This window comes from Candidatus Omnitrophota bacterium (genome assembly GCA_028716565.1).
Lineage (GTDB): Bacteria > Omnitrophota > Gorgyraeia > Pluralincolimonadales > Pluralincolimonadaceae > Pluralincolimonas.
The window spans coordinates 53,263-77,466 of record JAQUPL010000003.1 but is presented as its reverse complement, the minus strand read 5'-3'; the positions used below and the strand labels follow the sequence as shown (position 1 = coordinate 77,466).

The window sequence follows — 24,204 nt, the reverse complement described above, 5'->3', positions numbered from 1 at the left end:
CTCTACTCCTTATTGTCCCTGCCGGCGCGTTTCCTGGCCAGCGTATCCAGTATCTTCTTGCGCAGGCGTATGCTCTTCGGGGTGACTTCAACAAGTTCATCAGGCCCGATATACTCTATAGCCAGCTCAAGGGTCAACTCCCTCGGCGGCGTAAGCACGACCGCGATATCGGAGGTGGAAGACCTCATGTTCGTAAGTTTTTTCATTTTGCAGGGGCTGAGCGGCATGTCCTCGCCGCGCGGGTTCTCTCCCACTATCATCCCCTCATAGACCTCTACATTGGGACCGATAAATAATTCGCCCCGCTGCTGCGCGTTCTCCAGAGCATAAGCCGTGGATACGCCCGGTTCGATAGCGACCAGCGAGCCGCGCGAGCCCGTATTGAACGCTCCCTCTTCTACTGGTTTATATTCGTCGAAGACGTGGTTTATGACCGCCATGCCGCGTGTCTTGGTCATAAGCGCGCCCTTGAGCCCTATGATCCCGCGCGTGGATATCTGGTATTCTAGATGGAGCGAACCGGTCGCGCTCTGCGAGACATGCTTTAATTTCCCTTTCCTGCGGCCGACCTCTTCTATCACCGAACCCTGGTACTCCGCAGGTACTTCAATGGCCAAAAATTCGAAGGGTTCCTGTTTTATGCCGCCTTTTTCATGGTAAATGACCTCGGGCTGCGATACCTGGAGCTCGAATCCTTCGCGGCGCATCTGCTCGACCAGGATCGCGAGATGCAACTCCCCGCGCCCGGATACAAGAAAAGTGTCCGAGGCCTCAGTCTCATTGATCCTGAGCGAGACATTCGTCTCGGTCTCCTTGAAAAGCCTGTCGCGTATCGCGCGGGAAGTGACGAACTTGCCTTCCCTTCCGGCGAACGGGCTTTTATTTACACCGAAGGTCATCTGGACCGTCGGTTCGTCTATCTCCGGAGGGGTAAGCGGCACGGGGTTCTCCGGGTCGGTGATCGTATCTCCTATCCCTATATCGTTAAAACCCGCGACGGCCACGATCTCTCCGGCTATGGCGGATTCGCGTTCGATGCGTTCGAGGCCCTCGTATGTCAGGATCGCCGTGATCTTGGATACTGTTTTACTGCCGTCCTTGCGGATCAGCGCGGCATTGCTGCCGACCTTTAACGAGCCGCCGGTGATCTTTCCTATCCCCATCTTCCCTTTATAAAAGTCTCCCAGCAGGGCCAGGATCAATATCTGTAAAGGCGCCTTCGGATCGACACTCGGGGGGTCTACCTTCTTGATTATTGTATCGAGAAGCGGAGAAATATTTTCCGAGGGGAGCCTCATGTCGACGGTCGCGGTGCCCCTTATGGCGGAAGCGTAAATTATCGGGAAATCCAATTGCTTGTCGCTCGCGTTAAGTTCCACAAAAAGGTCGAATGTCCTGTTGAGCACGTCATCTATCTGCGCGTCGGCAAGGTCGACTTTATTGATGACCACTATCGCCTTAAGGCCGAGCTCCAGGGCCTTGCGAAGGACAAAACGCGTCTGCGGCATAGGGCCGTCTTTCGCGTCGACCAGGAGCAGGACGCCGTCGACCATGCGCAGGATCCTCTCGACCTCCCCGCCGAAATCCGCGTGGCCCGGAGTATCGACTATGTTGATCTTCACTCCCTTATAGGTGACGCTCGCGTTCTTCGCGCGTATCGTGATGCCGCGTTCGCGCTCCAGGTCCATCGAGTCCATGATGCACTCGCCCATCTCCTCGATGTTGCGCTGGACGTGCGTCTGCCTCAATATGGCGTCGACAAGCGTAGTCTTACCGTGGTCGACGTGCGCAATGATGGCTATGTTCCTTATGTTTTCCTGTTTTATCATATTTTTATTGGGTTAAGGCGGAGGCTATTCTTTGAAGAATATCTTACCGGCCAGTATAAGTCCCATTCCGAGCAGCATTAAGACGAATTGCTGTGCAGACTTGGTAACCTTTCTTTCTTTGTTAAGTTCCGGGATAAGGTCCGTGCAGGAGATATAGATAAAGCCTCCCGCGGCGATCCCAAGCATGAAAGGCGTAAAGCCCGTTATCTTGTCCAGGAAAAAATACGCTATTACCGCCCCGACGACTGCGGTAAGGGCGGTGATGAAATTATATATCAGCGCTTTGACTTTGCTGAAGCCGCCGTAGACGAGTATACCGAAATCCCCCAGCTCCTGCGGTATCTCATGCATCACTATCGCTATTGTCGCTATGACGCCGACCGACGTGCTCGTTAAGAAGGCCGCTGCTATGATCACGCCGTCGAGGAAATTATGTATGCTGTCGCCCACAAGATTCAAATACGTGAACTGGTGGACATCACATTCCCCTTCGTGGCAGTGATACCAATAGAGGAACTTCTCCATCAAAAAAAAGACCATTATGCCGAGAAGCACGCTCCCGAATACCATTTCCGGCGAGGCCTTCTCCACCGCCTCCGGAAGAATGTCCAAAAAAGCCGCACCGAGCATCGAGCCGGTAGCAAAACTCACCAGCACGAAGAATAACTTGTCGAGCGACTTGTTCTTGAACAGCAGCGTAAATATACCTATAAGCGAAATAGCGCTTACGATAAAAACACTTATTAATATATTGGATAAAACGCCCATGGGTTCACCTTTGGCTAGAAGAGCACAGATTATACCTTATTTTTCCGGCCATATCCAGCTTTTTATGGGCCTTAACAAAACGGGCCGGATGGTTAGATCCGGCCCGTTGCAGAACTATATATGCTTTTTCTTAACGGCAGCCCCTGCTGCCCTGTCTCGCGTACCTCTCCTGCCGGGGGTATTCATTCACCCAATACCCGCCGTTCTCGACTTTATACGTCACATAGTGGCCTTCGATGAAGATTTTTCCTTTTCTCGTGTCGCGCTCCCAATGGGCCGGGACCCACTCTTCCCTGCAAGAATACGTCGGTACCCAGACACGTTTGCATGGGGCTTGCTGCTCGACCACATAAACGCGCTTTTCGACAACGGTCGCGCCGCGGTCCTGCCTGATGTTGGTAACATCCATAACGCTGCCGATGACATCGAACTTTCCGCCCGTTAATATCCTCGCCCCTTCGATGCCGGTCAGGACCTTCCCGACCATATCCCAGCTGCTCGCGAACGACGTCGCCGAAAAACTTAAAAGTGCCGCTGCCGCTAACGCTATCGCTATGCTCTTCATCTCCGCCTCCTTTTAGCAGGTGTGGTAATCTTCCCTTTTCCTGCTAAATTAGACGCGGGGCGGAACAAAAGGTTTACTTCTTTTTCCTGTCCATCAGGACCGCGCCTATGATTATGACGCCCTTGGCGATCTCCTGGTAAAAAGGATCTATGTGCAATAGCTGCATCCCGTTATTCAGCGTCCCGATTATAAAAGCGCCTATTATCGAGCCGCCGACGCTGCCGTAACCGCCGGAGAGGCTTGTCCCGCCTATGACGACCGAGGCGATGGCGTCCAATTCGAACATCACTCCCGAAGTCGGGACGCCGGAATTAAGGCGCGCGGCCAGGACCATGCCCGAGACCGCGGCCAGGACGCCCATGATGAGAAAGACCAGGAACTTGACCAGTTTGACGTTTATGCCGGAGAGCCGCGACGCCTCTTCATTGCCTCCGATAGCATATACATAACGGCCGAACCTCGTCTGGTTAAGCGTATAAGCGCCGAGGAACGCTATACCTAAAAACACCGCGACACCGGCGGGCATGCCGCGGAACCCTATCAGCCATACCAGGACGGCGACGGCAGCCGCAATAAACAGGATGCTCATCGCGCCGATAAAATTGAAAGTAAATATTTTTCTTTCGTATCCTGAGCTTTTTCTTTCTTTAACAAATAAGAATACGGTAAGGAGAGCTAGAAAGGCAAAGACCGTAAGGGAGACGGACGGAGAAATATAACTTTCACTTATAGCCGAGAAGCTGTCGTTAAGCCCTGATATCGCCTCGCCCTTTGAAAATACCAAGGCAAGGCCCCTGGCGATCGTCATCATGCCCAGGGTAATGATAAATGAGGGTATCCTGAATTTCGTTACGAAGAAACCATTACATCCTCCGATCGCCGCTCCTGCCAACAGGGTAAGGACGATCGCCGCCGCGGTCCCTTGCGGCTGCAGCAACGCCGCGATGATGCCGGTCAGGGCCACCACAGAACCTACAGACAGGTCGATGCCGCCGGTGATGATGACCAGCGTCATGCCGACGGCAAGTATGCCGTTCACCGATACCTGGCGCAGGACATTAATAAGGTTCCTCTGGGTAAAGAACATGCCGTTCGTCAATATCGTCGTCAGGACTATCAAAACAACAAGGCCTATTAAATTGCCGTATTTCCCGATGATGACCCGGCCGATGCCGCTTTTACCCTGGTTTTTCATTTGCCCCCCGTCGCGTAGAACATTATCTTCTCCTGCGTGGCTTCATTTTTTTGCAGTTCCTTTACCATCCGGCCCTCGTGCATTATCAGTATCCTGTCGCTCATGCTCACTACTTCGGGAAGGTCGGAGGAGACCATGACTATACCCAATCCTTCGCCGGCAAGATTGGTCATCAATTGGTATATCTCGGCTTTCGCGGCGACATCCACGCCGCGCGTCGGCTCGTCCAGTAAAAGAATTTTGGGATTGGTGGCGAGCCATTTGGCGATGACGACTTTCTGCTGGTTGCCGCCGCTCAACGTATTGACTACCGTCTCCGAACTGCGCGTCTTTACCCTCAAGGCGCCTATATATTTGTTTATCAACTCATTTTCCCGGCGCCGCATTATTATCTGGCGCCAGCTTAATTTTTCCAGGCAGGAGAGCGTGATATTCTCCCCTACCTGCATTCCGAGGACGAGGCCGAATAACTTGCGGTCTTCGGTCACCAGCCCGAGGCCGTAATTTATCGCCTCATACGGGGAGCGTATCTTGACTTGTTTGCCCCCGATATGCACCTCTCCGGTTGAATCCGCGGGGAATGCGCCGAAGATCGAAGTGACCAATTCAGACCTGCCCGAGCCCATCAGGCCGGATATCCCGAGTATCTCCCCTTTTCTCACTTTAAAACTCACATCTTTGACCACTTTTTCCCCGGCAAGGAATGGGTGGGAAACAAACAGATTTTTCACTTCCAGGACTACATCGCCTTCCGCGGCAGCTTTCTTGGGATACATATCTTCTATGTTCCGGCCGACCATGAGCGCGACCATCTCCTGCCGGCCCAATTCAGGGGTGCGCCTGGAGGCAACGGTCTTTCCGTCGCGCATCACGGTCACGGTGTCGGTGATCTTGAATATCTCGTCGAGTTTATGTGAGATATATATCATGCTGACGCCGCGGGCGCGCAGCGAATCTATCAATTTCAAGAGGACTTCGACTTCCTGCTCGGTCAGGGCGCTCGTCGGCTCATCGAGGATAAGGATCTTCGCCTGGTAGGAGAGGGCCTTTGCTATCTCGACCATCTGCTGCTTGCCGATACTCAGGTTCTTTATTTGTTCTTGGGCGGGTATGGGGATATTCAGCAGGTCGAGCAGGTCTTTTGCCTGGCTGAAAAGTTTTTTACGGTCGACGATGTCTGTCTTTCCGACCGTCGGCTCGCGGGCTAAAAATATATTTTCCGCGACCGTAAGCTCGGGGATGAGGTTCAATTCCTGGTAGATGATGGCTATGCCGGCGCCCTGGGAATCTTTCGGGCCGTTGAAAATGCAGCGCTTGCCCTCTATGGAGATCTCGCCGTCGTAAGTGTTGGCGGGATACGCGCCGCTGAATATCTTCATGAGGGTAGATTTACCGGCACCGTTCTCGCCGACCAATCCCAGGACTTCGCCTTTCTTAAGCTGGAAAGAGACGCTGTCCAGGGCGCGGACGCCGGGAAAGTCTTTCGTGATGTTCTTAGTCTCTAAAATAACCGGGTTTTCCAATTTGATGACCTTAAAATTTCAGATCGGGCCAGCGGTCTTTCATCTCTTTGACGTTCTCTTTTGTGATGAGGCGGACCGGCGTGAATTTTACCGGCACTTTATATTTTCCGTTCTGGACCATCGCATCGGATTCAATCTCTGCCCCTTTGGCGATGCTGATGGCAACCTGAAAACTGATCAACCCCAGATGATAGGGCATCTTGTCGACATCGGCGCTGTTCGTGCCGTCGATTATCGCCTGGCAGCTGTCCTTGTCCGCGTCCGAGCCGACCGTGATTATCTTGCCTTTCAGGCCCTCGGCGAGGATAGCCTGGACCGCGCCCATTATCATTCCGCTGTTGTTGGCCGATATACCCTGTATATCGTTATTGTAATTCGTCAGCGCGTTCTCGGTTGTAGCCATCGCCAGGTTCCTCGACCACGCCTTATGCGTCTGGTCCACGACTATCTTCATGCCCGGATAATTCTTCAGGATATCTTTATTTCCGGCGGTTATCTCCTTCGCAACATCGTTACCCGACTCTCCCTCGAGGATGACGACGTTCCCCCTCCCGTTAAGCTTTTCCGCGAGATACTTAGCCTGCGTCTGCCCGACGAGGAAGCTGTTAGCGGTGACGTGGCAATTTACGTTGGCGTTGACCGGCAGCCTGTCCATCGAGATTACCGGCACGTTCTCTTTTCTCGCCTTCTCAACGAGGCTCCCGGCCGCGACCGTATTGACCGGGTGCAGGATCAGGACGTCGATGCCCTGCGCCAGAAGGTCTTCGACATTGGCAACCTGGGCCATCTCGTCGTTATTTGCCGCGACCCAGTAGATCTCCGCGTTATATTTATCCTTATTATCCATCATCGCCTTCTTCATAAAAGAATATACCGCCTCTTTCATCGTAGCGACGCTTACGCCGACTTTTATTTTTTTGTTCGCGCCTGCGGCATAAGAGATATTTGCCGCCAGGACCGTTATCGCCAGGAAAACCATCACGACCTTGATATATCTCATGTATCCTCCGTTTAGTAAGCGATTGGCGGCTTCTACCGGACCACCTTGTATTTGCCGCCTGCCGTTCCCTGTTTCGCCAGTCCGAATCCCATAAGAAGGTCCTTTATCCTGCGCCCGATCCGGCGCGAGACGAACCTGTGGTTCCTGATCAAATTAACGATCCGGGACCGGGACAACCTCCGCCTCGTCTCAAGCGCGCGGCTGAAGATATCCAGCCATAAAGGGGAGTTTTCAAAAGTATACATCTTCCAGGCATAATCTGTCAGCCAAAAACTGTCATCGATCACGCCGTTCTTCTTGGCTATATCGTAGACCTTTGTGCCGGGGAATATCATCAGTCCGTTAGCTATGCCGACCGCCGAGGGCTGCGCCCGGTCCATGGAATCCACGGTCTCGTTGATCGTCTCCCACGTCTCTCCGACGCAGCCGGCAATGAGGAGGACCAGGGTCCTTATCCCGAACGAATTTGTTAATTTTATGGCCTCTTCCTGTTTTTTTGTATTTATCGGTTTTCCCATGATCTTAAGCAGGATCGGAGAGGCCGTCTCCACGCCGTAACTGATACTATAGCAGCCGGCGTCTTTCAATGCCTGTAATATTTCGGCATCGACACAATCCGTGCGCGTAACGATGTCAAAGACTATATCCAGTTTCCTGTCCGCGATGCCGCGGCACAGGCCTATAGCCGCTTTCTTATCCACTGAAAAGCAGTCGTCATTGAAATGGATGTGCTTTATGCCGAAGGTCTTATTCAAAAGCTCCAACTCCCCGAGCATGTTTTCCGGGGAACGGTGCCTCCATCTTTTCCACATCAGCCTGTTGGAACAAAAATTACAGTCGCCTACGCATCCTCTTGAAAATACCACGGAGATGCGCGGCTCTTTAGCGAGGTCTATGCCGCGGTAGACGCCTTGGCCGTCCGGAGGGTAGCGTTTCAGGTCGAGGAGGTTCCAAGCCGGGAACGGCAGGGTGTCCAGGTCCGCGATAACGTCTGACCTCGGATTTATGACAACGCGGCCGTTCTCGCGGTACGCTATCCCGGGGATAGTCGAATAGCTTTTATTTTCGCATACATCCCGCAGGACATAATCCGCTTCGCCTATAGCCGCTATGTCTATGAAGGGGTAATTCTCGAGCATCTGCCTGGGCATTACCGTAGGATGCGCCCCGCCGACAACTACCGTTGCTTCAGGGAGGATATCTTTCGCCAGTTTGGCGATCTTTAACGCCCTGGCCCTGGCATAAGTATGGCAGGTGATACCTATGATATCGGGCCGGTAATCCCTGATCGTCTCCTCTACGCCTTTCCATCCTTCTAAAAACCCGTCGACGACCTTTACCGGGATATCATGTTTTTGCAATACCCCCGCGATATACAAAAGGCCTGCGGGGGCGGAAGAATGCTCTCCCATGCCGCTTTCAGGAGGATTGACCAGCAGGACTCTCTTCATAGGGAAGCTCTTTTCGCGATATGCCATAAAATAAATGGCGGAGAGGCAGGGATTTGAACCCTGGAGGCCCTTACGGACCTACACGCCTTCCAAGCGTGCTGATTCAACCGCTCTCACACCTCTCCGTGAAGCAATATATTACATTATTCCCGACGGGAAATCAATAGGGTCAATCTACTACTTTAGAAAAGGTCTCCGAGCACGTAACATCATTCCCGAAAGTGGCCCTTGACCCCACGGCCTTCACGGACTGCAGGCCGTCCATGACAGGGTAAACCAACTCATCCAGATAAAGCTTTACCAGCGGGAGGTCCATCTTCTGCGAAGGCTTGCGTTCAGCCGATGCCCGCATCTGTTCAAGATTCTTCTTATCCTCATCGAGCATATTCCGCTTCAGCGCGATATCTTCTTTCAGGTTGTCCGATTCGGCTTGCTTCGCAGCCGTATCAGCCCCTTGCGCTTTAAGGCCTTCTATCTCCTTTTCAAGCGCCTGAAGGATCGCTGCCGATTTTTCCAAGTCCGCCTCGCCCTCGGCTATATCGGATGCCAAAGCGCCGGATTTGGCCTTTGCCATTTCCTTGTATTTCTCGGCTTGCTTCTCCGCGATCACCATCCATCCGTAGAGCCATTCGCATATGCTTTTGGCCCTCAACATCAAGACGTCGGCCTTAAGGAAATATACTGAATTGCACTCTCCTGTAAGACCGTGATTAACGGCCTTGAAATCCTCATTCTCCAGGAGAGACTTTAAGTCGCCCTTCGACGTGTCTATCGACGCTTTTATGGGTTTTCGCCCCAGCGATACAAGCAGATAATCCCCCATATAACAGTATGACGGCTGCAGGTCCGTTCCGAAGGGCAGATTGATATATTTCAGGTCGACGCCTTTATATCCTTCCGATTGAAGGGAGATTTCGCCGTCTTTCAACAGGGAATCCAGGGCCTTTTCGATGGTCGCCTTGTTTTTCACTTTGAAACAAGCGACGAATTCCATCATGGGGAGCAGGCCTTCTACGTTGATGTCCATAAGGATAAAAGCGGCTTCATCGCCCAGCGCGGGGATCAAATCATTATCAAGGCTCATCCCGATCTTAGCTTCCAACCCGGAGACAAGGCCTTTTAGCGGAAATGCCTTATCGGGTTGGCCGGCCTGGGCGGACTGCCGCTCCATTTCGGAGCTGATGTATTCCCAATACGACTTAAAGTCGAAAGTTCCCCATTGGTAGCTGATGGCATTTTCCGGAGCAAACTTGACGGTTTCGTCCTTCCGGGGCGCAAGGGAGTATAATTTTGCATAGAGGGGGATCATCTTCGCTCTATCGTAAAAAAATACGGCTTCTAATTTTTTATTCCCCGCGAAATAGGCATAACCCATCGTCTTGAAACCCGAGTACAACCCGAGCATCTTGCTGATCTGCTCGTTTGCCGCAGCGGGTTGTTTGACATGGGAAACAAGTGATCCGATATTGCCATAGACAGCGACGCTCGCGTTCTTTGAAAGCTTCAACATGGTAGAGATGTAGTCCTTGTCCTGGGAAAGGGAAGGCCTGTCCTTGTTGACGACATCGATACAGGAAGCAGCGGCTTTCTTCCCGGCACCGATTATCAACAGGTCCTTTATATTCGTATAGGCAAGATCGGTATTATCGTTGATCTTGACGATCGTGATCTTCCTGCCCTTATAGGTCTCCTCGGATAAGGCAACCTTTTTTTCCGATCTGTTTATGAGTTTTGACACGAATTCGATAAAATCGGCCTCCGGCCTGGTCCTCGTCACTAAGACAGCGTTTGACGCGGCGTCCTGTATCGCCCCGGGGCCTATCTCCTTGATGTTGCCCGGATATACCGCGAGCACCATCTCTTTTCCGAAGAATTCATTTATCGCCTGGCCGCCGAAGGCGCTTGAGAGCCATTTCCTCGCGTCCTGATATTCCTCCATGTCCTTCTTGCTCGCGCCGCTTTTTTCCATCAACTTCCCTATATCGATATTTTTGATGTTCTTCCAAAGCCGCGTGCCCTTGAACTCATTGATCTGTTTTTCCACATCCGTGATCCGGATATACGCTATTGCGCCGGAGGGAAGGACATTATCTACGGGAAGTTTGGCCGCCGTTAATTGGTAAATTATTACGGCCGCTAAAACCAAAGCTAAGACATAGGCAATAATTACCGGCTTTTTCATCTTATCTCCTTTTATTTAAATCGATGTTAAACGAGGGCGGCTTTCTAGCTCTCCGTATCTTAATATACTACGATATTACCGTCGAGAAGTCAATGAGTCGGGAACCGTTTAGGCGGGGATACCGGCGGGGAGTCTATTTATTGCTCTAATTTTTCCTTTTTGCGATACCTAATAATCCTAGTAAGCCGGAGCCTAGCAATAACATGCTCGCCGGTTCCGGAATTGGCGCCCATGGAGTATCACCGGCATAACAATCGTCAAAATACGCAGTGCCGCTGCCGTTTCCCCATGTCTCCAAAAGAACGGCATACCTGATAGAAGTCGTACCTGCCGGAGCAACTGTCTCCCACCACCAAGCGCCCCACTCGCTTCCGTATGCCTCAGATACCGATCCCTTAACCGGAGAGCCTATGGTAACGTCAGGCGCGCTTTCAAACGCTATTTCCAGGGTCGCCAGCGAATGGTTGCCTCCCAAAGGCGCCGGTATATTCAGGGGCTGACGGACATATAATTTGTTTCCGGCCGTAAAAGGTATCCTCTGGCCCCAGCCGCCCCATGTGCCGGCAGTACCCGCAAACTCTGCCTTTGCGGAATAAGATCCGCTCCACTTGATAGCGGATTCCTTTGTTCCGATCACGCTTGGGTCATTGAACATACTCCACCAAGCTGCGGGAACCTCTGCGCCGCCTGCGCCCCATGGCCCCCACATCTCAAAATCGGGATTGACCAGCAAATTGCCGGCGTGCGCCGGAGATGCCGGGGAAAAGATCAGTCCAACAATCAATACGAGAAAATATGTCTTTTTCATTTTTCGGTAATTTCGGTTATTTTGCCCACAAGGGCAATCTTGAGGAAAAAAAATACAAAACCAGAGCTAATCCGAGTTACATCTTAACTATAGAAGCTATTTTACCATGCAAGCGGGCTTTATCAAGGAAATTAAATTGCTTTTTATGGGTAAATTTTTAAGGGCTGGCGCCGTAATTCGCTATCTTATTTTCTACTTCAACCGGGATATCTATGAAATTAACGCCGACATAACAGAGGCCTTTTTCGTTCTTCTTGTGGACCACTTTACATTTAAATTCCGAAATAACCTCTTCTTCGGGAAAACGGACCTTCAGCAGTAATTCCCCCGCGGGGATATCATTCGGAAAGATAAGCAACATGCCTTTTTGGGAAATATCTTTTATTTTCAGCGGCTGCAGGCGATCTTTCCCTGACGGTTCGAGGATCTCGACCCTGATATTGCGGGCGGGATCGAACCTCATCCACCTCCTTTTTTCGATGGTCGTCCGATTGCGGCCGTCATTCTTAGCCCTGTAAAGCGCCTTATCGGCTGCATCTATCAAGACATCGAGGTTTTTGCCGTTTGAGGGGAAAGATGCGACGCCGGCGCTGAACGTCAACCGGATATCCAAGCCATGCTTGAAGTGCCGGCCCGCCATATGAAGCCCGGAGAGCCGCTCCCTTATCCTGTCCACGGCTACGAGCGCCTCCTCGGGATTCTTTTCGGGAAAGATGATAATAAACTCCTCACCTCCGTACCTGCCTACGGTATCGATAGCCCTTATGTTGTTTTTGAGCGCATCCACAAAAGCCTTCAAGATATCGTTTCCGGCCTGATGGCCATACGTGTCATTAATGTCCTTAAAGTGGTCTATGTCGATTATTATTATCGATGTCTCTTTTTGATAACGTTCACTGCGCTCTATCTCGTTCTCGAGTATTTGCATGGTCCATCTGTAATTTACGCAGCCGGTAAGCTCGTCCTTGTAGGCTAATTCCTTTAATCTTTCTTTCAGCCTTTTTTCCATCTCGGAAATGTAGCCGACTATGATGCCCCCGAGGGAAAAAGCTAACAGCCTGAAAGATGCCCCATTCAGTACGAGGTCCCTGAATGGCCAGTCCCTGAAAATGATTATTTCCGCGGAGAATATCAGTACGGAGGCCGCCGCCGCAAATAACCCTCCGACAGACCCGAACCAGATGCCGGCAAGCGATATCACGATCAAATAGAGATAACCCAGGGATACGCCGAAAGAGTGCACCGCTACCCTTGCCAAGATAAGGGACAGGAACATAACCGCAATAACAGAAAACCTGAAACTGTTCGATGAAATGGCCTTTGAGATACGCGAAGATAACTTTCTGGTTATCCTGCCATAAAACCCCTTGATCCTGCAATTAAAACCATCTCCGAAGAGTGCGGCGCGCGCCGTCAACGCAAGTTCAGTCATCTATTATATTCTCCTTTAGTTAATGAAGATGGCGGAGAGCGGGGGATGATAATGCCTCCGCTCCCAATGGCATTATAATAAATAAGTTACGATTATGCAACCCATCCGCTATACAGGAATCGTACAGTTTTCAAGCGGGCGCACAAGCCTTAGAACTTATACCTTATATCAGCCCAACCCGTATGGGAGGTGTAGTCCTGCTTGTATTCGAAGTCATAGTTGGCATCGACGCTCCAATTGCCTTTAGTGACGAGGGTAAGACGTCCGCCGACGTTTAAGGCGTCGCGCGCAGGGGTGAACCCCTGAGTGGCGAATGAGCCGCCGCCGCCTGCGAAGGTCGAGGTCGTATCCTGGTTATCGTTTATGAAGTCATGGAGCCACCTTGCGTGGACCTCGGGGGTTAATGTGCCGTAGCCGAACTCAAATGGATGGTCGAGTTTTGCGCCCAGGCCTGACTGGAGCATGTCGTAGTCCTGTTTCGCAACACTTAGGTTTAGGGCGTCGGCGCCAGTCTCGGTATACTTCTGAAGGTGCAGGTGGAGGTATTGTAATGATGCGATAGGTGTTATGTTTACATGCTTAGTCTTAAATGTATAGCCGCCGTCAAAAAGGACCGAGTACTGCTGGCCTCTATAGCTGGAGTTGGCCCTTCTTGCTATCGTGCCTACGGCGATATCCCTTTTTGACTTATATGTGTTATAGGCGAAGGCAAAAGCGCCATTTACGTAGTAGGGCTTCTCCGGGTCGATGTATCCGCCGTAGAAAGTCGACTGATAGCTGTTGATGTAGGTCTTTCCGCTGTTGTCTTTGGAATTTACGTTGGATGCCGCATAGCCGCCGCTTCCGCCGAACCTTACCTTCTCGTGAAAAGCGGGGATATCACCGCCTAAAGCTGTGCCCCAGATGGTGGCGGAATAGCCGTTACTGTTACCCCTGGCATCCTGGTGGGCGGCCTGGCCGAATCCCCTGCCCCAGGCCTCAAAGCCGCTTGACCCTTTGCTTCCGGTAGAGACGCCGGTCTCTTCCGCTTGACGCGCCTGGGCGTAGAGGTTTACCAGCCTGTCCTCTGAGGCGCCGATAAACTGGACGATGGCGGTATTGCTGACGTTGGTTACACCGCTGTCTACGACCGGGGTGAAGGTTGAAAGTGCCTGGCCGACGTCTGTATTGCTCATTGAGTCCAGGGTATCCAGGACGTCTCTCATATCGGGGGTGGGGTCAACGACATCGTCTAAGACCTTACCTACCTTCTTGCCGTTGGGATCGCGGCCATCAGGCTCGAATCCTGTCCCCAGGCGACTTACGGTCAGGATGAGGTCGCCGTTTGAGCTCAAACCCGTAAACGTATATTTGGGATTAGAGGATGTGATAGTGGTCGGGACAGCTACGTTGAGTCCGCCGGTGCCGTTGATTATCTTAAGGGTGGTGTTATTGGGCATGTAGCCGCCGACGGTGACGTTGACCGTACTTCCTGCATCTACAACGGCATCGCACAGGGAGGTAATATTACCGAAGGCAGAGGAGGAATTCGCGGTAAGATCTAATGCAGAACCCGCGTTCTGGGTATAAGTACCGTCGACCGAAAGACCGGTCGTGCCGACGCTTAAGGTAGCGTTATTGGTAAGGTCGCCTGTGCCGACGGCATTGGCGTTAGAAACCTGTAGGGTGCCGGCGGTAATTGTCGTTCCGCCGGTGAAGGTGTTGGCGGTATCTAAGATAAGAACGCCGATCCCGTCTTTGACCAACGCAAATCTTCCGCCGCCGCCATCAGCGATAAGCCCGGAGAATGTCGTTGAGGTATTGCCGCGCGCTAACGGGATATTCCCTACTGTCAGGGTCTTATCCGCCGCTCCTCCGTTATTTACCGTCCCCGATCCGGAAAGTGAAGCTATGGTTTCGTCAAAATTATTCAAAGACAGCGTCGCTCCTGTGGCAACCGTCACTTCCGATATATCGCCGAACGCCTGGGTCGCGACACCTGCCTCAAGAATACCGGCATTTACCGTAGTTGCGCCGGTGTAGGTGTTGGCGCCGCTTAAGGTAAGAATGCCTCCGTCGTCTTTGGTAAGTCCGGTGACTTCACCTATGACGCCTGAAATATCGATATCGCCGTCGCCCGCCAGCGTAAGGGCATGGACGCCGCCAATGGCCCCGCTTATCGTTAACTTACCGTTATCCGAATAAATGGTCGTATCGCCGGCTTGGGTAATTGAGCCCGAGATGGTATTATTATCGCCCGAATTGACGATTGCGCCGTAGTTGCCCGGGCCTATTCCCTGTACCGAAATAATATTGTTAGCTATGGTTACATCCGTCAAATCAGTTTCAAGGACCAGCGTGGCGCGGTCGGCAACGGTTATATCACTATCCACTCCCAACGCATCGCTGCTCCTGGCAATAATACCCCCTGTATTGATGGTAGTGTTACCCGTATAGGTATTGGCCGCCGACAAGTAGAGACCACCGGTCCCTTCCTTTATTACGGAGCCGGATCCGATACCTATCACGCCCTCTACAGATATGTTGCTTTCACCGGTAAAGGTAAGGTCATAATTGTCCGCGCTGGTAATATTACCGGTTATGGTCAACGTACTGCTGATTGAACCGATAGACGCGTCCCCGGTCGTAACAATTGCGCCCTTGATGGTATTATTCCCGCCGGCATTATTAATAGCCCCTATGCCGGTATCACCCGCGCCTGCCACATTGATGCTATTCGATATTTCTACACTGCCTGCGTCGTATCCCACTGTTCCAAACAAGAGAGCAGTCCCGTCATTTATCGTCACAGCGCCGGTTCCGAGAGCATTATCCGCCGTGATATCTATTACACCGCCATTAATCGTCGTGGCTCCGGTGTAGGTGCTTGTGCCGCTAAGAGTAAGGGTTCCCGCGCCCTGTTTAGTAAGGAATAACTTACCTGCGCCTCCGCCATCTGCAATGGTTCCGAAAAATGTCGTTGAAGTATCGTCTCCTACCGTAAGGGTCCTGTCTATCGCTCCTGTGTTAGCAACGGTGCCCGATCCGAAAAGTGAACCTACTGTCGCGCCGCCGGCAATATTCAGCATACCATCGGCTGTAAGATTCCCTGTAGTCACGGATGCCCCGTCAAGGGTCAAAGCAGCGTCCAGGTCAACCTGTAGAGTGTTAAATGTGGAGGTGCCCGTAACGTGATTCGCTCCACCCCATACCCGGCCGTTCCAGGCACTGCCAGAGCTGCCGATATTTCCGGTTGTAACCGTGTTGGCTGTGGCATCGGCCGCAGTCCCATCATATCCGAAATTCACGGTAGCGCCGCCCGCGGCGCCGGCGTTATACAAGATCCCCGTGATCGCCGAATTTCCGTATAAATCAAGCTCGTTGCCGGTAGAAGATGAACCGGTGCCCATATAGATCGCATAAGTACCATCATTGTTTGTTATAGTATTGTTATTGATTATCTTACTGTTACCGGACATTATGGAAACCACACCATAAATCAATCCGCCTTCGTTGGTTGTGGTCAATGTGCCGTGATTCGTTACGGTCCCGCCGTTCGCCAAAGAAACAGCGGCGCTACCAAACGTATAAGTATTAATATGTCCCGTTGATTCAATAGTAACGGCTGAACCGGATCCTGCAGTAATGCCGTTCGACCAGTTGCTATAACCGCTACCCTGCCTAAGGACATTAATGGTACCGGCCACATCGACTATGGCACCGGTCCCGGTATGGATGGCATCGCCATTCGCATTGACGGCATATCCTAAATTTTTGACTTCTCCTCCGCTTTGCACCGTGACATTGGCATTATTTCCCAGATCAATAGCCCATGCTGCCGTGTTGCCACTCCCCCCCTCAGCCGAAACTGTTCCTCCCACGGTCACCGTTACGCCATTTGCCGATGGGCCGTGAATTGCCTCAGTAGTACCTGTGGCGGCTAAAGTAGAACCGCTATTAATAGTAACTGTATCCGGGGGACTTCCCGTGGGAAGATTAATTGGAGCGGTTGCCGGAGGAACGGTGATATCAGTAGCATTAGCCGATGCAGAGAAGGACAATAGGCAGGAAATAAACAAAATGAATACCCTGGCGGGCCATTTTTTGTGAGAGGACGTGTCCATATTTTTATCTCCTGTTAGTAGAAATAATTTCTTGAACAGATTCATATGCAAAGTGAACTGCCCCAGCTAAAAGTGGTACAGTTTTCAAGCGGGGCACACCAATATGACAGATGTAAATCTTGGGCGGCGCTGCACTCACTGCCTCGCTTGTCGCTCGGCTACGCTCGTTGCGGCATCCGCCATCCTTTCCGTTACCCGGAAAGGATGGCGGAGAGTGGAGGATTCGAACCTCCGGTCGACTTACGTCGACAACGGTTTTCGAGACCGCCGCATTCGACCACTCTGCCAACTCTCCGCAAGCTACATTATGGGAGAAGCGCAGCGGATCCCGCGGATATATTCCGCGGGATACTCGCGCACTTAGAAATTAACGACTCTGGCGGAGAGGCCGAGATTCGAACTCGGGGTGGGCATAACACCCACAACAGTTTTCAAGACTGCCGCTTTCAACCGCTCAGCCACCTCTCCGCTCGCTCTATTTTAGTGGTAGCAAGCAGGATCCCGACGACATATTCGTCGGGGTACTCGCCTTGGTACATCCAAAAGTATCTCATGCAACAACTATATCATATAGTTTACGCGCCCCTCAAGGAAAACATCTGCCTGAAGAGCCACAGGTACATATCCCTCCCGACTTCGTAAGCGTTTATCGCGTAATTCTTGAACGAGAAATCAAAGAACACGAAATTCAGTATGGCCGCCGCGATGCTTAAATTTATAAGGTATATCAGGACTATCGAAAATAGGTAACCGCTCTTCACGAGGTCCGGCTGTTTCGTCTTCAGGAACTCGACGGTCATGACGAAATGAAAAGTCAGCGTCAGTCCGACCGCGAATAGGAAGACGCCGATAAAATCCCTTATATCCCAGATCTGCTTGGCGATGTACCAGATGAGGATCATCACCAGGGTATACGTCGGGAAGAAATAGGGCGCGAGGCTGATGAACAGGTTTGCCTTCGTCCCCTTGACCTCCCCGCCTTTCTTCGAGACCTTGAAGCTCTTGACTTTCCCGGCTGAGACGAACATCGCCAGCGCGTGCGTCAGCTCGTGCCCGAAGATATATACGACATTCGGCTTGAAGAGCACCGTGTGCATTATCAGGTAGACGACGATGCCGAGCAGGAAAAACCACTGGTTGCTGTCGACCGAATAGATCTTTCCTATCTCATGATACAGCGAATAAGAGGCGGAGATGACGAACGGTATGGCGAGTATCGAGACGATGAATTTTGTAATGCGGCCCATTATTTTTTCGGCGGGACTATTTTGTCTTTTCCGTCCATGTACGGCCGGAGGACCTCCGGGATAGTCACGCTGCCGTCCTTGTTCTGGTAATTCTCGAGTATGGCGATGACCGTGCGCGCCATGGCCACGCCCGAGCCGTTTAACGTATGGACATATTCGGACTTGCCCGTATCTTTGGAACGGAATTTTATGCTGGCGCGCCTCGCCTGGAAATCCTCGAAATTGGAACAGCTCGAGACCTCAAGCCAGGCGTTGACACCGGGGGCGAATGCCTCAAAATCATAGCATTTCGCCGCCGCAAAGCTCAGGTCGCCGGTAGATAGCGCGACGATCCTGTACTGCAGGTCAAGTTTTTGGAGGACCTTCTCGGCGTTCACGACGAGTTTTTCGAGCTCATCATAGGACGTGCCGGGTTTCACGAACTTGACCAATTCGACCTTATCGAATTGGTGGACGCGCATCAGGCCCTTGGTATCCTTGCCGTAAGAACCGGCCTCGCGCCTGAAACACGCCGTATAGGCAGTGTAATAGACCGGCAGGATCTCTTCATCGAGGATCTCATTCATGTGAAGGTTCGTAAGTGGCACCTCCGCGGTCGGGACAAGGAACAGGTCCTCGTCTTTCAGCCGGTACATATCTTCCTCAAATTTAGGCAGCTGGCCCGTCCCTGTCATCGAGGCGCGGTTGACCAAAAACGGCGGGAAGATCTCCCTGTATCCGTGCTCCTTCGTGTGAAGGTCCAGCATAAAATTTATCAAAGAACGCTCAAGTTTCGCCCCGTCGCCCTTAAAGAGCGGGAAATTGCTCCCGGTTATCTTCGCGGCGCGCGGGAAGTCCAATATATCGAGATATTCGCCCAGTTCGATATGCGTGAGCGGCTTAAAACCTAACTTCCTCTCCTTGCCCCATGCCCTTACTATCTTATTTGCGGAGGCGTCCTTGCCGACAGGCACGGACTCGTGCGGGATATTCGGGATATTATACAGCGCGGCCTGGATATCCTTCTCTATAACCCTTATTTCCTCGTCGAGAGATTTTTCTTTTTCCGAGATCGCCTTCATCCCGGCGATCGTCGCCTTGGCATCCTGTTTCTCGCGAAGAAGTTTCGCTATCTCGTCCGAGGCGATATTCTTGCTGCGCTTGATATCCTCGGTCTCTTTAAGGGCCTTGCGGCGTTTCTCATCAAGCGACAAAAGACCGTCGATATCCGCGGGCTTGCCGCGTTCTTCGCAGGCCTTCTTTACCTTATCGGGATTATCTCTTATGAATTTTAAGTCTAGCATGTCTGGTTCGCCGTAAAAAAATTGGTGAGCCGCCTGAGACTTGAACTCAGCACCCACGGCTTAAAAGGCCGTTGCTCTACCGGATGAGCTAGCGGCTCACTTGCTAAATCTCTGTTATCTCTTTTTCTTTGGCTGCCAATAGCTCTTCGACTTTGGCGATATACTTGTCGGTCAGCTTCTGGATAGCGTCCTGGCCGGTGAACTTCTCGTCTTCCGTGATGATCTTCTCTTTTTCGATCTTCTTCAAATGCTCTATCGCCGCGTGGCGGACATTCCTTACGGATATCCTGCCGTCCTCGGCCATCTTCTTTACAACCTTGGCCAGCTCGATGCGGCGCTCTTTCGAGAGGTCCGGTATCTGCAGGCGGATGAGCTTCCCGTCGTTCACCGGCGTTATCCCGAGATCGGATTTTAATATGGCCTTCTCTATATCGCCGCAGACCGTCGCGTCCCACGGCTGGATCACTATGAGTTTCGCGTCCGGCGTCGATATCGCCGCGAGCGATTTTAAGGGCGTCGGCGTGCCGAAATAATCTACCCTTATGCCGTCGACAAGCGCCGGCGTCGCGCGGCCTGTGCGGACCGTGGAAAACTCGTGCGAGAGCACTTCCCCGCTCTTTTTCATCCTCGTTTCCGTATCGATCAGTATCTCTTTTATAGTATGTCCTTCGAAGTCCATCTCGCCCTCTCCTTCTTCTTATGAGACGGTCGTGCCTACTTTTTCACCGAGGCAGGCGCGTTTGATATTGCCTTTGACGTTTAAATTGAATACGACGATCGGCAGGCGGTTATCCATGCAGAGGCTTATCGCGGTCGTGTCCATGACCTTAAGCCCCTTATTTATGACCTCTATATATTTCAGTTTGTCGTATTTCTTGGCGTGTTTGTCGACGACAGGGTCGGCCGAATATATGCCGTCCACTTTCGTCGCCTTAAGTATGACATCTGCGCAGACCTCCACGGCCCTGAGCACGGCCGCGGTATCGGTGGTAAAATAAGGGTTCCCGGTGCCGCCGGCGAATATTACCACGCGGCCTTTTTCGAGATGGCGGATCGCCCTGCGCCTGATATACGGTTCGGCGATCTGCTCCATCTGTATGGCAGTCTGGACCCTGGTAAAACAACCTATCTTTTCAAGGGAATCCTGCAGCGCCATGCTATTTATGACAGTCGCGAGCATCCCCATGTAGTCGGCGGTCGAGCGATCCATCCCTTTTGCCGCGAATTTCTCGCCGCGGATGATGTTTCCGCCGCCGATGACTACGGCTACTTCTATTCCCAGCTCCCTTACTTCCTTTATCCGCTCGGCGATATTAGAACAGGCCTTAGGGTCGATACCGTAACCGCGGTCGCCGCTTAACGCCTCCCCGCTTATCTTCAGGAGCACCCTCTTGAACAGCGGCTTGACCGTATTGACCATCGCCTTATTCTCCTAATTGGTACCTTATGAATCTCCTGACTACTATATTCTCGCCGGTCTTGGCTATGATTTGCGTCACGTAATCCTTGATCGTAAGCGCCGGGTCCTTTATGAACGCCTGCTCGAAAAGACAGGCCTGTTTTAACTCCTCTTCGCTTAAATCTTTCGGCGCGTCTTCCTTCTTGAGGTATTTCGGGCTTGCCGACGCTACCTGGAGCGAGAGGTCCCGGCACAACTTCTGGAAATCATCGGTCCTCGCCACGAAATCCGTCTCACAGTTGATCTCTACCAGGACGCCTATCCTCGAGTCGTGATGGACGTACGAGGATATGAGCCCGGCCTTGGCTGTGCGCGCGGCCTTTTTCTCTGCTATCTTTAATCCCTTCTCCTTCAAAATGGCCATAGCTTTATTGAAATCGCCGCCGGACTTGGCCAGCGCTTCCTTGCAATCCATGACCCCGGCGCCGGTGGTTTCCCTTAATTTCTTTACGTCTTCAGTTTTGATCTTCGCTGTGGCTGTCATCTATTTAGACCTTTGTTGTCTTTTTGGTTTTCTTCGCTGCCGGTTCTTCCGGGGCGGCCTTCTTTCCCTTAAGGACCTTCTTGCTCAGGTCCTCGACCGCTTCTTCGTCCACTTCAACCTTCTCCTCTTCGCCGGCTTCGGCGGCGGCCCTCGCTTCTTCGGCGGCTTTTCCGTCGAGGTAGGCCTTCCTTCCCTGCATTATCGCGTCAGAGACCATGCCCGAAATAAGCTTTATCGAGCGGATGGCGTCGTCGTTGCCGGGTATCGGGTAATCTATCTTGTCCGGGTCGCAATTGGTATCTATGAGCCCGACTACCGCCAGGCCCAGTTTATTCGCTTCGGCGACGGCGATCTCCTCTTTCTTCGAGTCGACTATGAAAATGGCGGCCGGGACCTTGCCCATATCAAGCACGCCTTCGAGGACGCGGTTGAGTTTCGCCTGTTCCCTGGTAAGCCTTGCCACTTCTTTCTTGGAAAGCTTCTCCATGGTGCCGTCTTCCTTCATCCGGGTGATATCTTTATGCCTTTTTATCGATTTTTTGAGCGTCGCAAAGTTAGTGAGCATGCCGCCCAGCCAGCGCTCGGTCACGTAAAACATGCCGCTGCGCAGGGCCTCCTCCTTCATGACGTCCTTCGCCTGTTTCTTCGTCCCCACGAAGAGGACTATATCGCCTTTCGAGGCTATGTCCCTCAAATAGCCGAGCGCTTTCTCCAACGCCTTCTCGGTCTTCTCCAGGTCGATGATGTAGATGCCGTTCTTCTCTCCAAAGATGAATTTCTTCATCTTGGGGTTCCAACGTTTCTTCTGGTGGCCGAAGTGGACTCCCGCTTCAAGTAACTGTTTTATAGTCTGCGTAGCTGCCAACGAAACCTCCTCCTTATGTTTATTTGCTTTAAACTTCTCGTCCTTGACTGCGGTCAAGGATCTCGCCCTTAATTATGTCAGGGGCTCGATAATCGGGTAATTTTAGCACAACCGAGGGGTTAATTCAAGCCTTTTTCTTCTAAGAACTGGAGGTCATAGAGACGTTTATAGAGGCCATTCTTGCGGACTAATTCCTCGTGAGTTCCTGTCTCGACTATCCTGCCCTTGTCCAGGACGATGATCTTGGTGGCAAATTTGACGGTTGAGAGCCTGTGGGCGATCACAAAGACGGTCCTGCCCCTTATGAGCTTCTCCAGGGCGTCCTGCACCAGCTTCTCGGATTCCATGTCTAACTGGGAAGTCGCCTCGTCCAGTATCAAAATAGGTTCATCCTTGAGCACGGCGCGGGCTATTGCTATCCTCTGGCGCTCGCCTCCGGAAAGACGGTAACCTCTCTCGCCGACTATCGTGTCATAGCCCTTGGGAAGTTTTGATATGAAATCATGGGCGTTGGCGATTTTTGCCGCATTTATTATCTCCTCGCCTGAAGCGGCCTGGTTCCCATAGGCAATATTCGTCTTTATCGTATCGTGGAAGAGTATCGTCTCCTGCGTGACAATGCCTACCTGGCCGCGCAGCGAGTCAAAGGTCACTTCTTTTATGTCATTGTTATCAATAAGGATACGGCCGTTATTCGGATCGTAAAACCTGGGGATGAGGTTCACCAGGGTGGATTTTCCGCTGCCGCTGGGTCCTACTATGGCGAGGATCTCGCCCCGCTTCACCGTGAGATCTATGCCTTTGAGCACGGCCTCTTTTTCATACGAGAAATTGATTTTTTCGAATACGATAGTGTCGCAAAAGTCATCCATTTTGGCGGCGCCGGGCTTCTCGCGGACCGTCATCTCCATATCTAGGAGATCGAATATCCTCTCGGCCGCGCCGAGGGCTTTCTGGTTGATGGAATTTACCTTCCCTAGCGCGCTGAGCGGCCTGGCAAGCATGAATATCGCGAAGATGAAGACGATGAAACCCGCGGGATCCGCACCCTTTGCGATAAAATCCCTTCCTCCCAGCCACAATATCAAACAAACCCAGCCAACAGCAGTAAATTCGGTGACCCAGTCGAGTATCTTTTCCCTCTTCGCCGACCTCATGAACATCTTATACAGGCCGTTGTTCTGGTTGGAAAACTTATTTTTTTCTGAGGGTTCCATGGAGAAGGCCTTCACGATGCGCATGCCGCCTATGGTCTCGACGAGAGTCGTGGTGACGTCCCCCATCTGCTCCTGCGTCTGCCTGGAGATCTTCCTTAATTTCTTGCCTATCTGCACTATCGGCAACATCACTATCGGCAACACCACGAAACTGAGCATAACCAGCAACCAGCTGATGTCGTACATCGCCCGCGTAAAGAATACTATAAATATGTAAACTATAACTTGTGAACTCTGATAAACAAGGTTCGTAAGCCCTTCCGTCACGGAATTTTGTATTACACTGGTATCGTAGGTTATGCGTGATACGAGCGCGCCCGTATGGGACTTGTTGTAAAAATCGAGGGAGAATTGCAGAAGTTTGTCGTATATCGCCCTTCTCATGTCGGTAAGCACCCTTGTGCTGACATCGGTCATGAGATATCCCTGGAGAAAGTTGAACATCCCTCTGAAGAAGAAGGCCATGACCATGCCGATGATTACATACATAAAAAGGTCGAGCCGCGGGACGGCATTAGCATAATTTATAAAATCCCTAAGAAATTGCGGTAATTTTTCCGGTACTGTCATCGGGGCGTTTCGCAAGATTGGGTTTATGATAGGAAATATAGCCGCGGTGGTCGCGAACCCAAAGACGACACTATTCAACAGCATGCAAAAATTTGCCGCAACCAGCTTAGCAATATAGGGTTTTACGAATTTAAGCAAACGAAGGTAGAGTTTCATTATATTAAATCTTACCATACGGCGACGGGGGCTGTAAAGGCGAAATTGCCCTTGCAAACACACTTTT

General features: G+C 51.8%; 19 protein-coding genes and 4 tRNA genes. 1 reads left to right on the top strand and 22 read right to left on the bottom strand.

Translation table 11 applies throughout. The features are described from left to right. Nucleotides 1-2 precede the first annotated feature (2 nt). From typA to PHO67_04835, 12 genes are all read right to left on the bottom strand, one after another. Nucleotides 3-1,829, bottom strand: coding sequence for a translational GTPase TypA (typA, locus tag PHO67_04890; GenBank protein ID MDD5546473.1), 1,827 nt, complete (start codon nucleotides 1,827-1,829; stop codon nucleotides 3-5). A 24-nt stretch (nucleotides 1,830-1,853) separates the two neighbouring features. Then, entirely contained in the window at nucleotides 1,854-2,597 is a 744-nt protein-coding gene (locus tag PHO67_04885; GenBank protein MDD5546472.1) for a ZIP family metal transporter, read from the bottom strand. Between the two features lie 130 nt (nucleotides 2,598-2,727). Beyond that, nucleotides 2,728-3,162 carry a hypothetical protein gene (locus PHO67_04880; GenBank protein MDD5546471.1) on the bottom strand — a complete coding sequence of 145 codons (435 nt, stop codon included), beginning with the start codon at nucleotides 3,160-3,162 and terminating at the stop codon, nucleotides 2,728-2,730. A 73-nt stretch (nucleotides 3,163-3,235) separates the two neighbouring features. Continuing rightward, nucleotides 3,236-4,357 (bottom strand): inner-membrane translocator, encoded by a 1,122-nt coding sequence (locus PHO67_04875; GenBank protein ID MDD5546470.1) that lies wholly within the window; start codon nucleotides 4,355-4,357, stop codon nucleotides 3,236-3,238. Beyond that, entirely contained in the window at nucleotides 4,354-5,880 is a 1,527-nt protein-coding gene (gguA, locus tag PHO67_04870) for a sugar ABC transporter ATP-binding protein (protein ID MDD5546469.1), read from the bottom strand. Before gguA ends, PHO67_04875 begins: the two co-directional genes overlap by 4 nt. Before the next feature lie 10 nt (nucleotides 5,881-5,890). Continuing rightward, the gene (locus PHO67_04865; protein ID MDD5546468.1) at nucleotides 5,891-6,880 is read right to left on the bottom strand and encodes a substrate-binding domain-containing protein; all 990 of its coding nucleotides are present in this window, start codon (nucleotides 6,878-6,880) and stop codon (nucleotides 5,891-5,893) included. 32 nt (nucleotides 6,881-6,912) lie between these two features. Then, nucleotides 6,913-8,331, bottom strand: a complete 1,419-nt coding sequence (locus PHO67_04860; GenBank protein MDD5546467.1) for a cobalamin-dependent protein — start codon at nucleotides 8,329-8,331, stop codon at nucleotides 6,913-6,915. A 35-nt stretch (nucleotides 8,332-8,366) separates the two neighbouring features. Beyond that, nucleotides 8,367-8,456 (bottom strand) — tRNA-Ser (locus PHO67_04855). A gap of 44 nt (nucleotides 8,457-8,500) precedes the next feature. Continuing rightward, nucleotides 8,501-10,513 carry a DUF3352 domain-containing protein gene (locus PHO67_04850; protein MDD5546466.1) on the bottom strand — a complete coding sequence of 671 codons (2,013 nt, stop codon included), beginning with the start codon at nucleotides 10,511-10,513 and terminating at the stop codon, nucleotides 8,501-8,503. 145 nt (nucleotides 10,514-10,658) lie between these two features. Then, nucleotides 10,659-11,321, bottom strand: coding sequence for a PEP-CTERM sorting domain-containing protein (locus tag PHO67_04845; GenBank protein ID MDD5546465.1), 663 nt, complete (start codon nucleotides 11,319-11,321; stop codon nucleotides 10,659-10,661). Nucleotides 11,322-11,478: 157 nt separating this feature from the next. Then, the gene (locus PHO67_04840) at nucleotides 11,479-12,753 is read right to left on the bottom strand and encodes a diguanylate cyclase (GenBank protein ID MDD5546464.1); all 1,275 of its coding nucleotides are present in this window, start codon (nucleotides 12,751-12,753) and stop codon (nucleotides 11,479-11,481) included. Between the two features lie 149 nt (nucleotides 12,754-12,902). Then, entirely contained in the window at nucleotides 12,903-16,613 is a 3,711-nt protein-coding gene (locus PHO67_04835; protein ID MDD5546463.1) for an autotransporter domain-containing protein, read from the bottom strand. A gap of 52 nt (nucleotides 16,614-16,665) precedes the next feature. Between PHO67_04835 and PHO67_04830 the strand changes: the two genes are divergently transcribed. After that, nucleotides 16,666-16,842, top strand: coding sequence for a hypothetical protein (locus tag PHO67_04830; protein MDD5546462.1), 177 nt, complete (start codon nucleotides 16,666-16,668; stop codon nucleotides 16,840-16,842). Between the two features lie 219 nt (nucleotides 16,843-17,061). Here the strand turns inward: PHO67_04830 and PHO67_04825 are convergent. The 10 genes from PHO67_04825 to PHO67_04780 form a co-directional block, all read right to left on the bottom strand. Beyond that, nucleotides 17,062-17,151 (bottom strand) — tRNA-Ser (locus tag PHO67_04825). 82 nt (nucleotides 17,152-17,233) lie between these two features. Continuing rightward, nucleotides 17,234-17,324 (bottom strand) — tRNA-Ser (locus PHO67_04820). A 107-nt stretch (nucleotides 17,325-17,431) separates the two neighbouring features. Then, nucleotides 17,432-18,103 carry a hypothetical protein gene (locus tag PHO67_04815; GenBank protein ID MDD5546461.1) on the bottom strand — a complete coding sequence of 224 codons (672 nt, stop codon included), beginning with the start codon at nucleotides 18,101-18,103 and terminating at the stop codon, nucleotides 17,432-17,434. Then, the gene (gene serS, locus PHO67_04810) at nucleotides 18,103-19,386 is read right to left on the bottom strand and encodes a serine--tRNA ligase (GenBank protein MDD5546460.1); all 1,284 of its coding nucleotides are present in this window, start codon (nucleotides 19,384-19,386) and stop codon (nucleotides 18,103-18,105) included. The genes PHO67_04815 and serS overlap by 1 nt, the downstream gene beginning before the upstream one ends. 22 nt (nucleotides 19,387-19,408) lie before the next feature. Then, nucleotides 19,409-19,484, bottom strand: a tRNA-Lys gene (locus PHO67_04805). A gap of 5 nt (nucleotides 19,485-19,489) precedes the next feature. Beyond that, a complete protein-coding gene (gene frr / locus PHO67_04800) occupies nucleotides 19,490-20,065 on the bottom strand; it encodes a ribosome recycling factor (protein MDD5546459.1) in 576 nt (191 codons plus the stop codon). 18 nt (nucleotides 20,066-20,083) lie between these two features. Continuing rightward, complete coding sequence (pyrH, locus tag PHO67_04795; protein ID MDD5546458.1) at nucleotides 20,084-20,806, bottom strand: UMP kinase; 723 nt, start codon at nucleotides 20,804-20,806, stop codon at nucleotides 20,084-20,086. Nucleotides 20,807-20,810: 4 nt separating this feature from the next. Beyond that, complete coding sequence (gene tsf, locus PHO67_04790) at nucleotides 20,811-21,329, bottom strand: translation elongation factor Ts (protein ID MDD5546457.1); 519 nt, start codon at nucleotides 21,327-21,329, stop codon at nucleotides 20,811-20,813. Between the two features lie 4 nt (nucleotides 21,330-21,333). Next, nucleotides 21,334-22,194: a 30S ribosomal protein S2 gene (gene rpsB, locus PHO67_04785; protein MDD5546456.1), complete on the bottom strand. Its 861-nt coding sequence runs from the start codon at nucleotides 22,192-22,194 to the stop codon at nucleotides 21,334-21,336. 119 nt (nucleotides 22,195-22,313) lie between these two features. Beyond that, on the bottom strand, nucleotides 22,314-24,137 hold the full coding sequence (locus PHO67_04780) for an ABC transporter ATP-binding protein (GenBank protein ID MDD5546455.1): 1,824 nt from the start codon (nucleotides 24,135-24,137) through the stop codon (nucleotides 22,314-22,316). Between the last annotated feature and the right edge of the window lie 67 nt (nucleotides 24,138-24,204).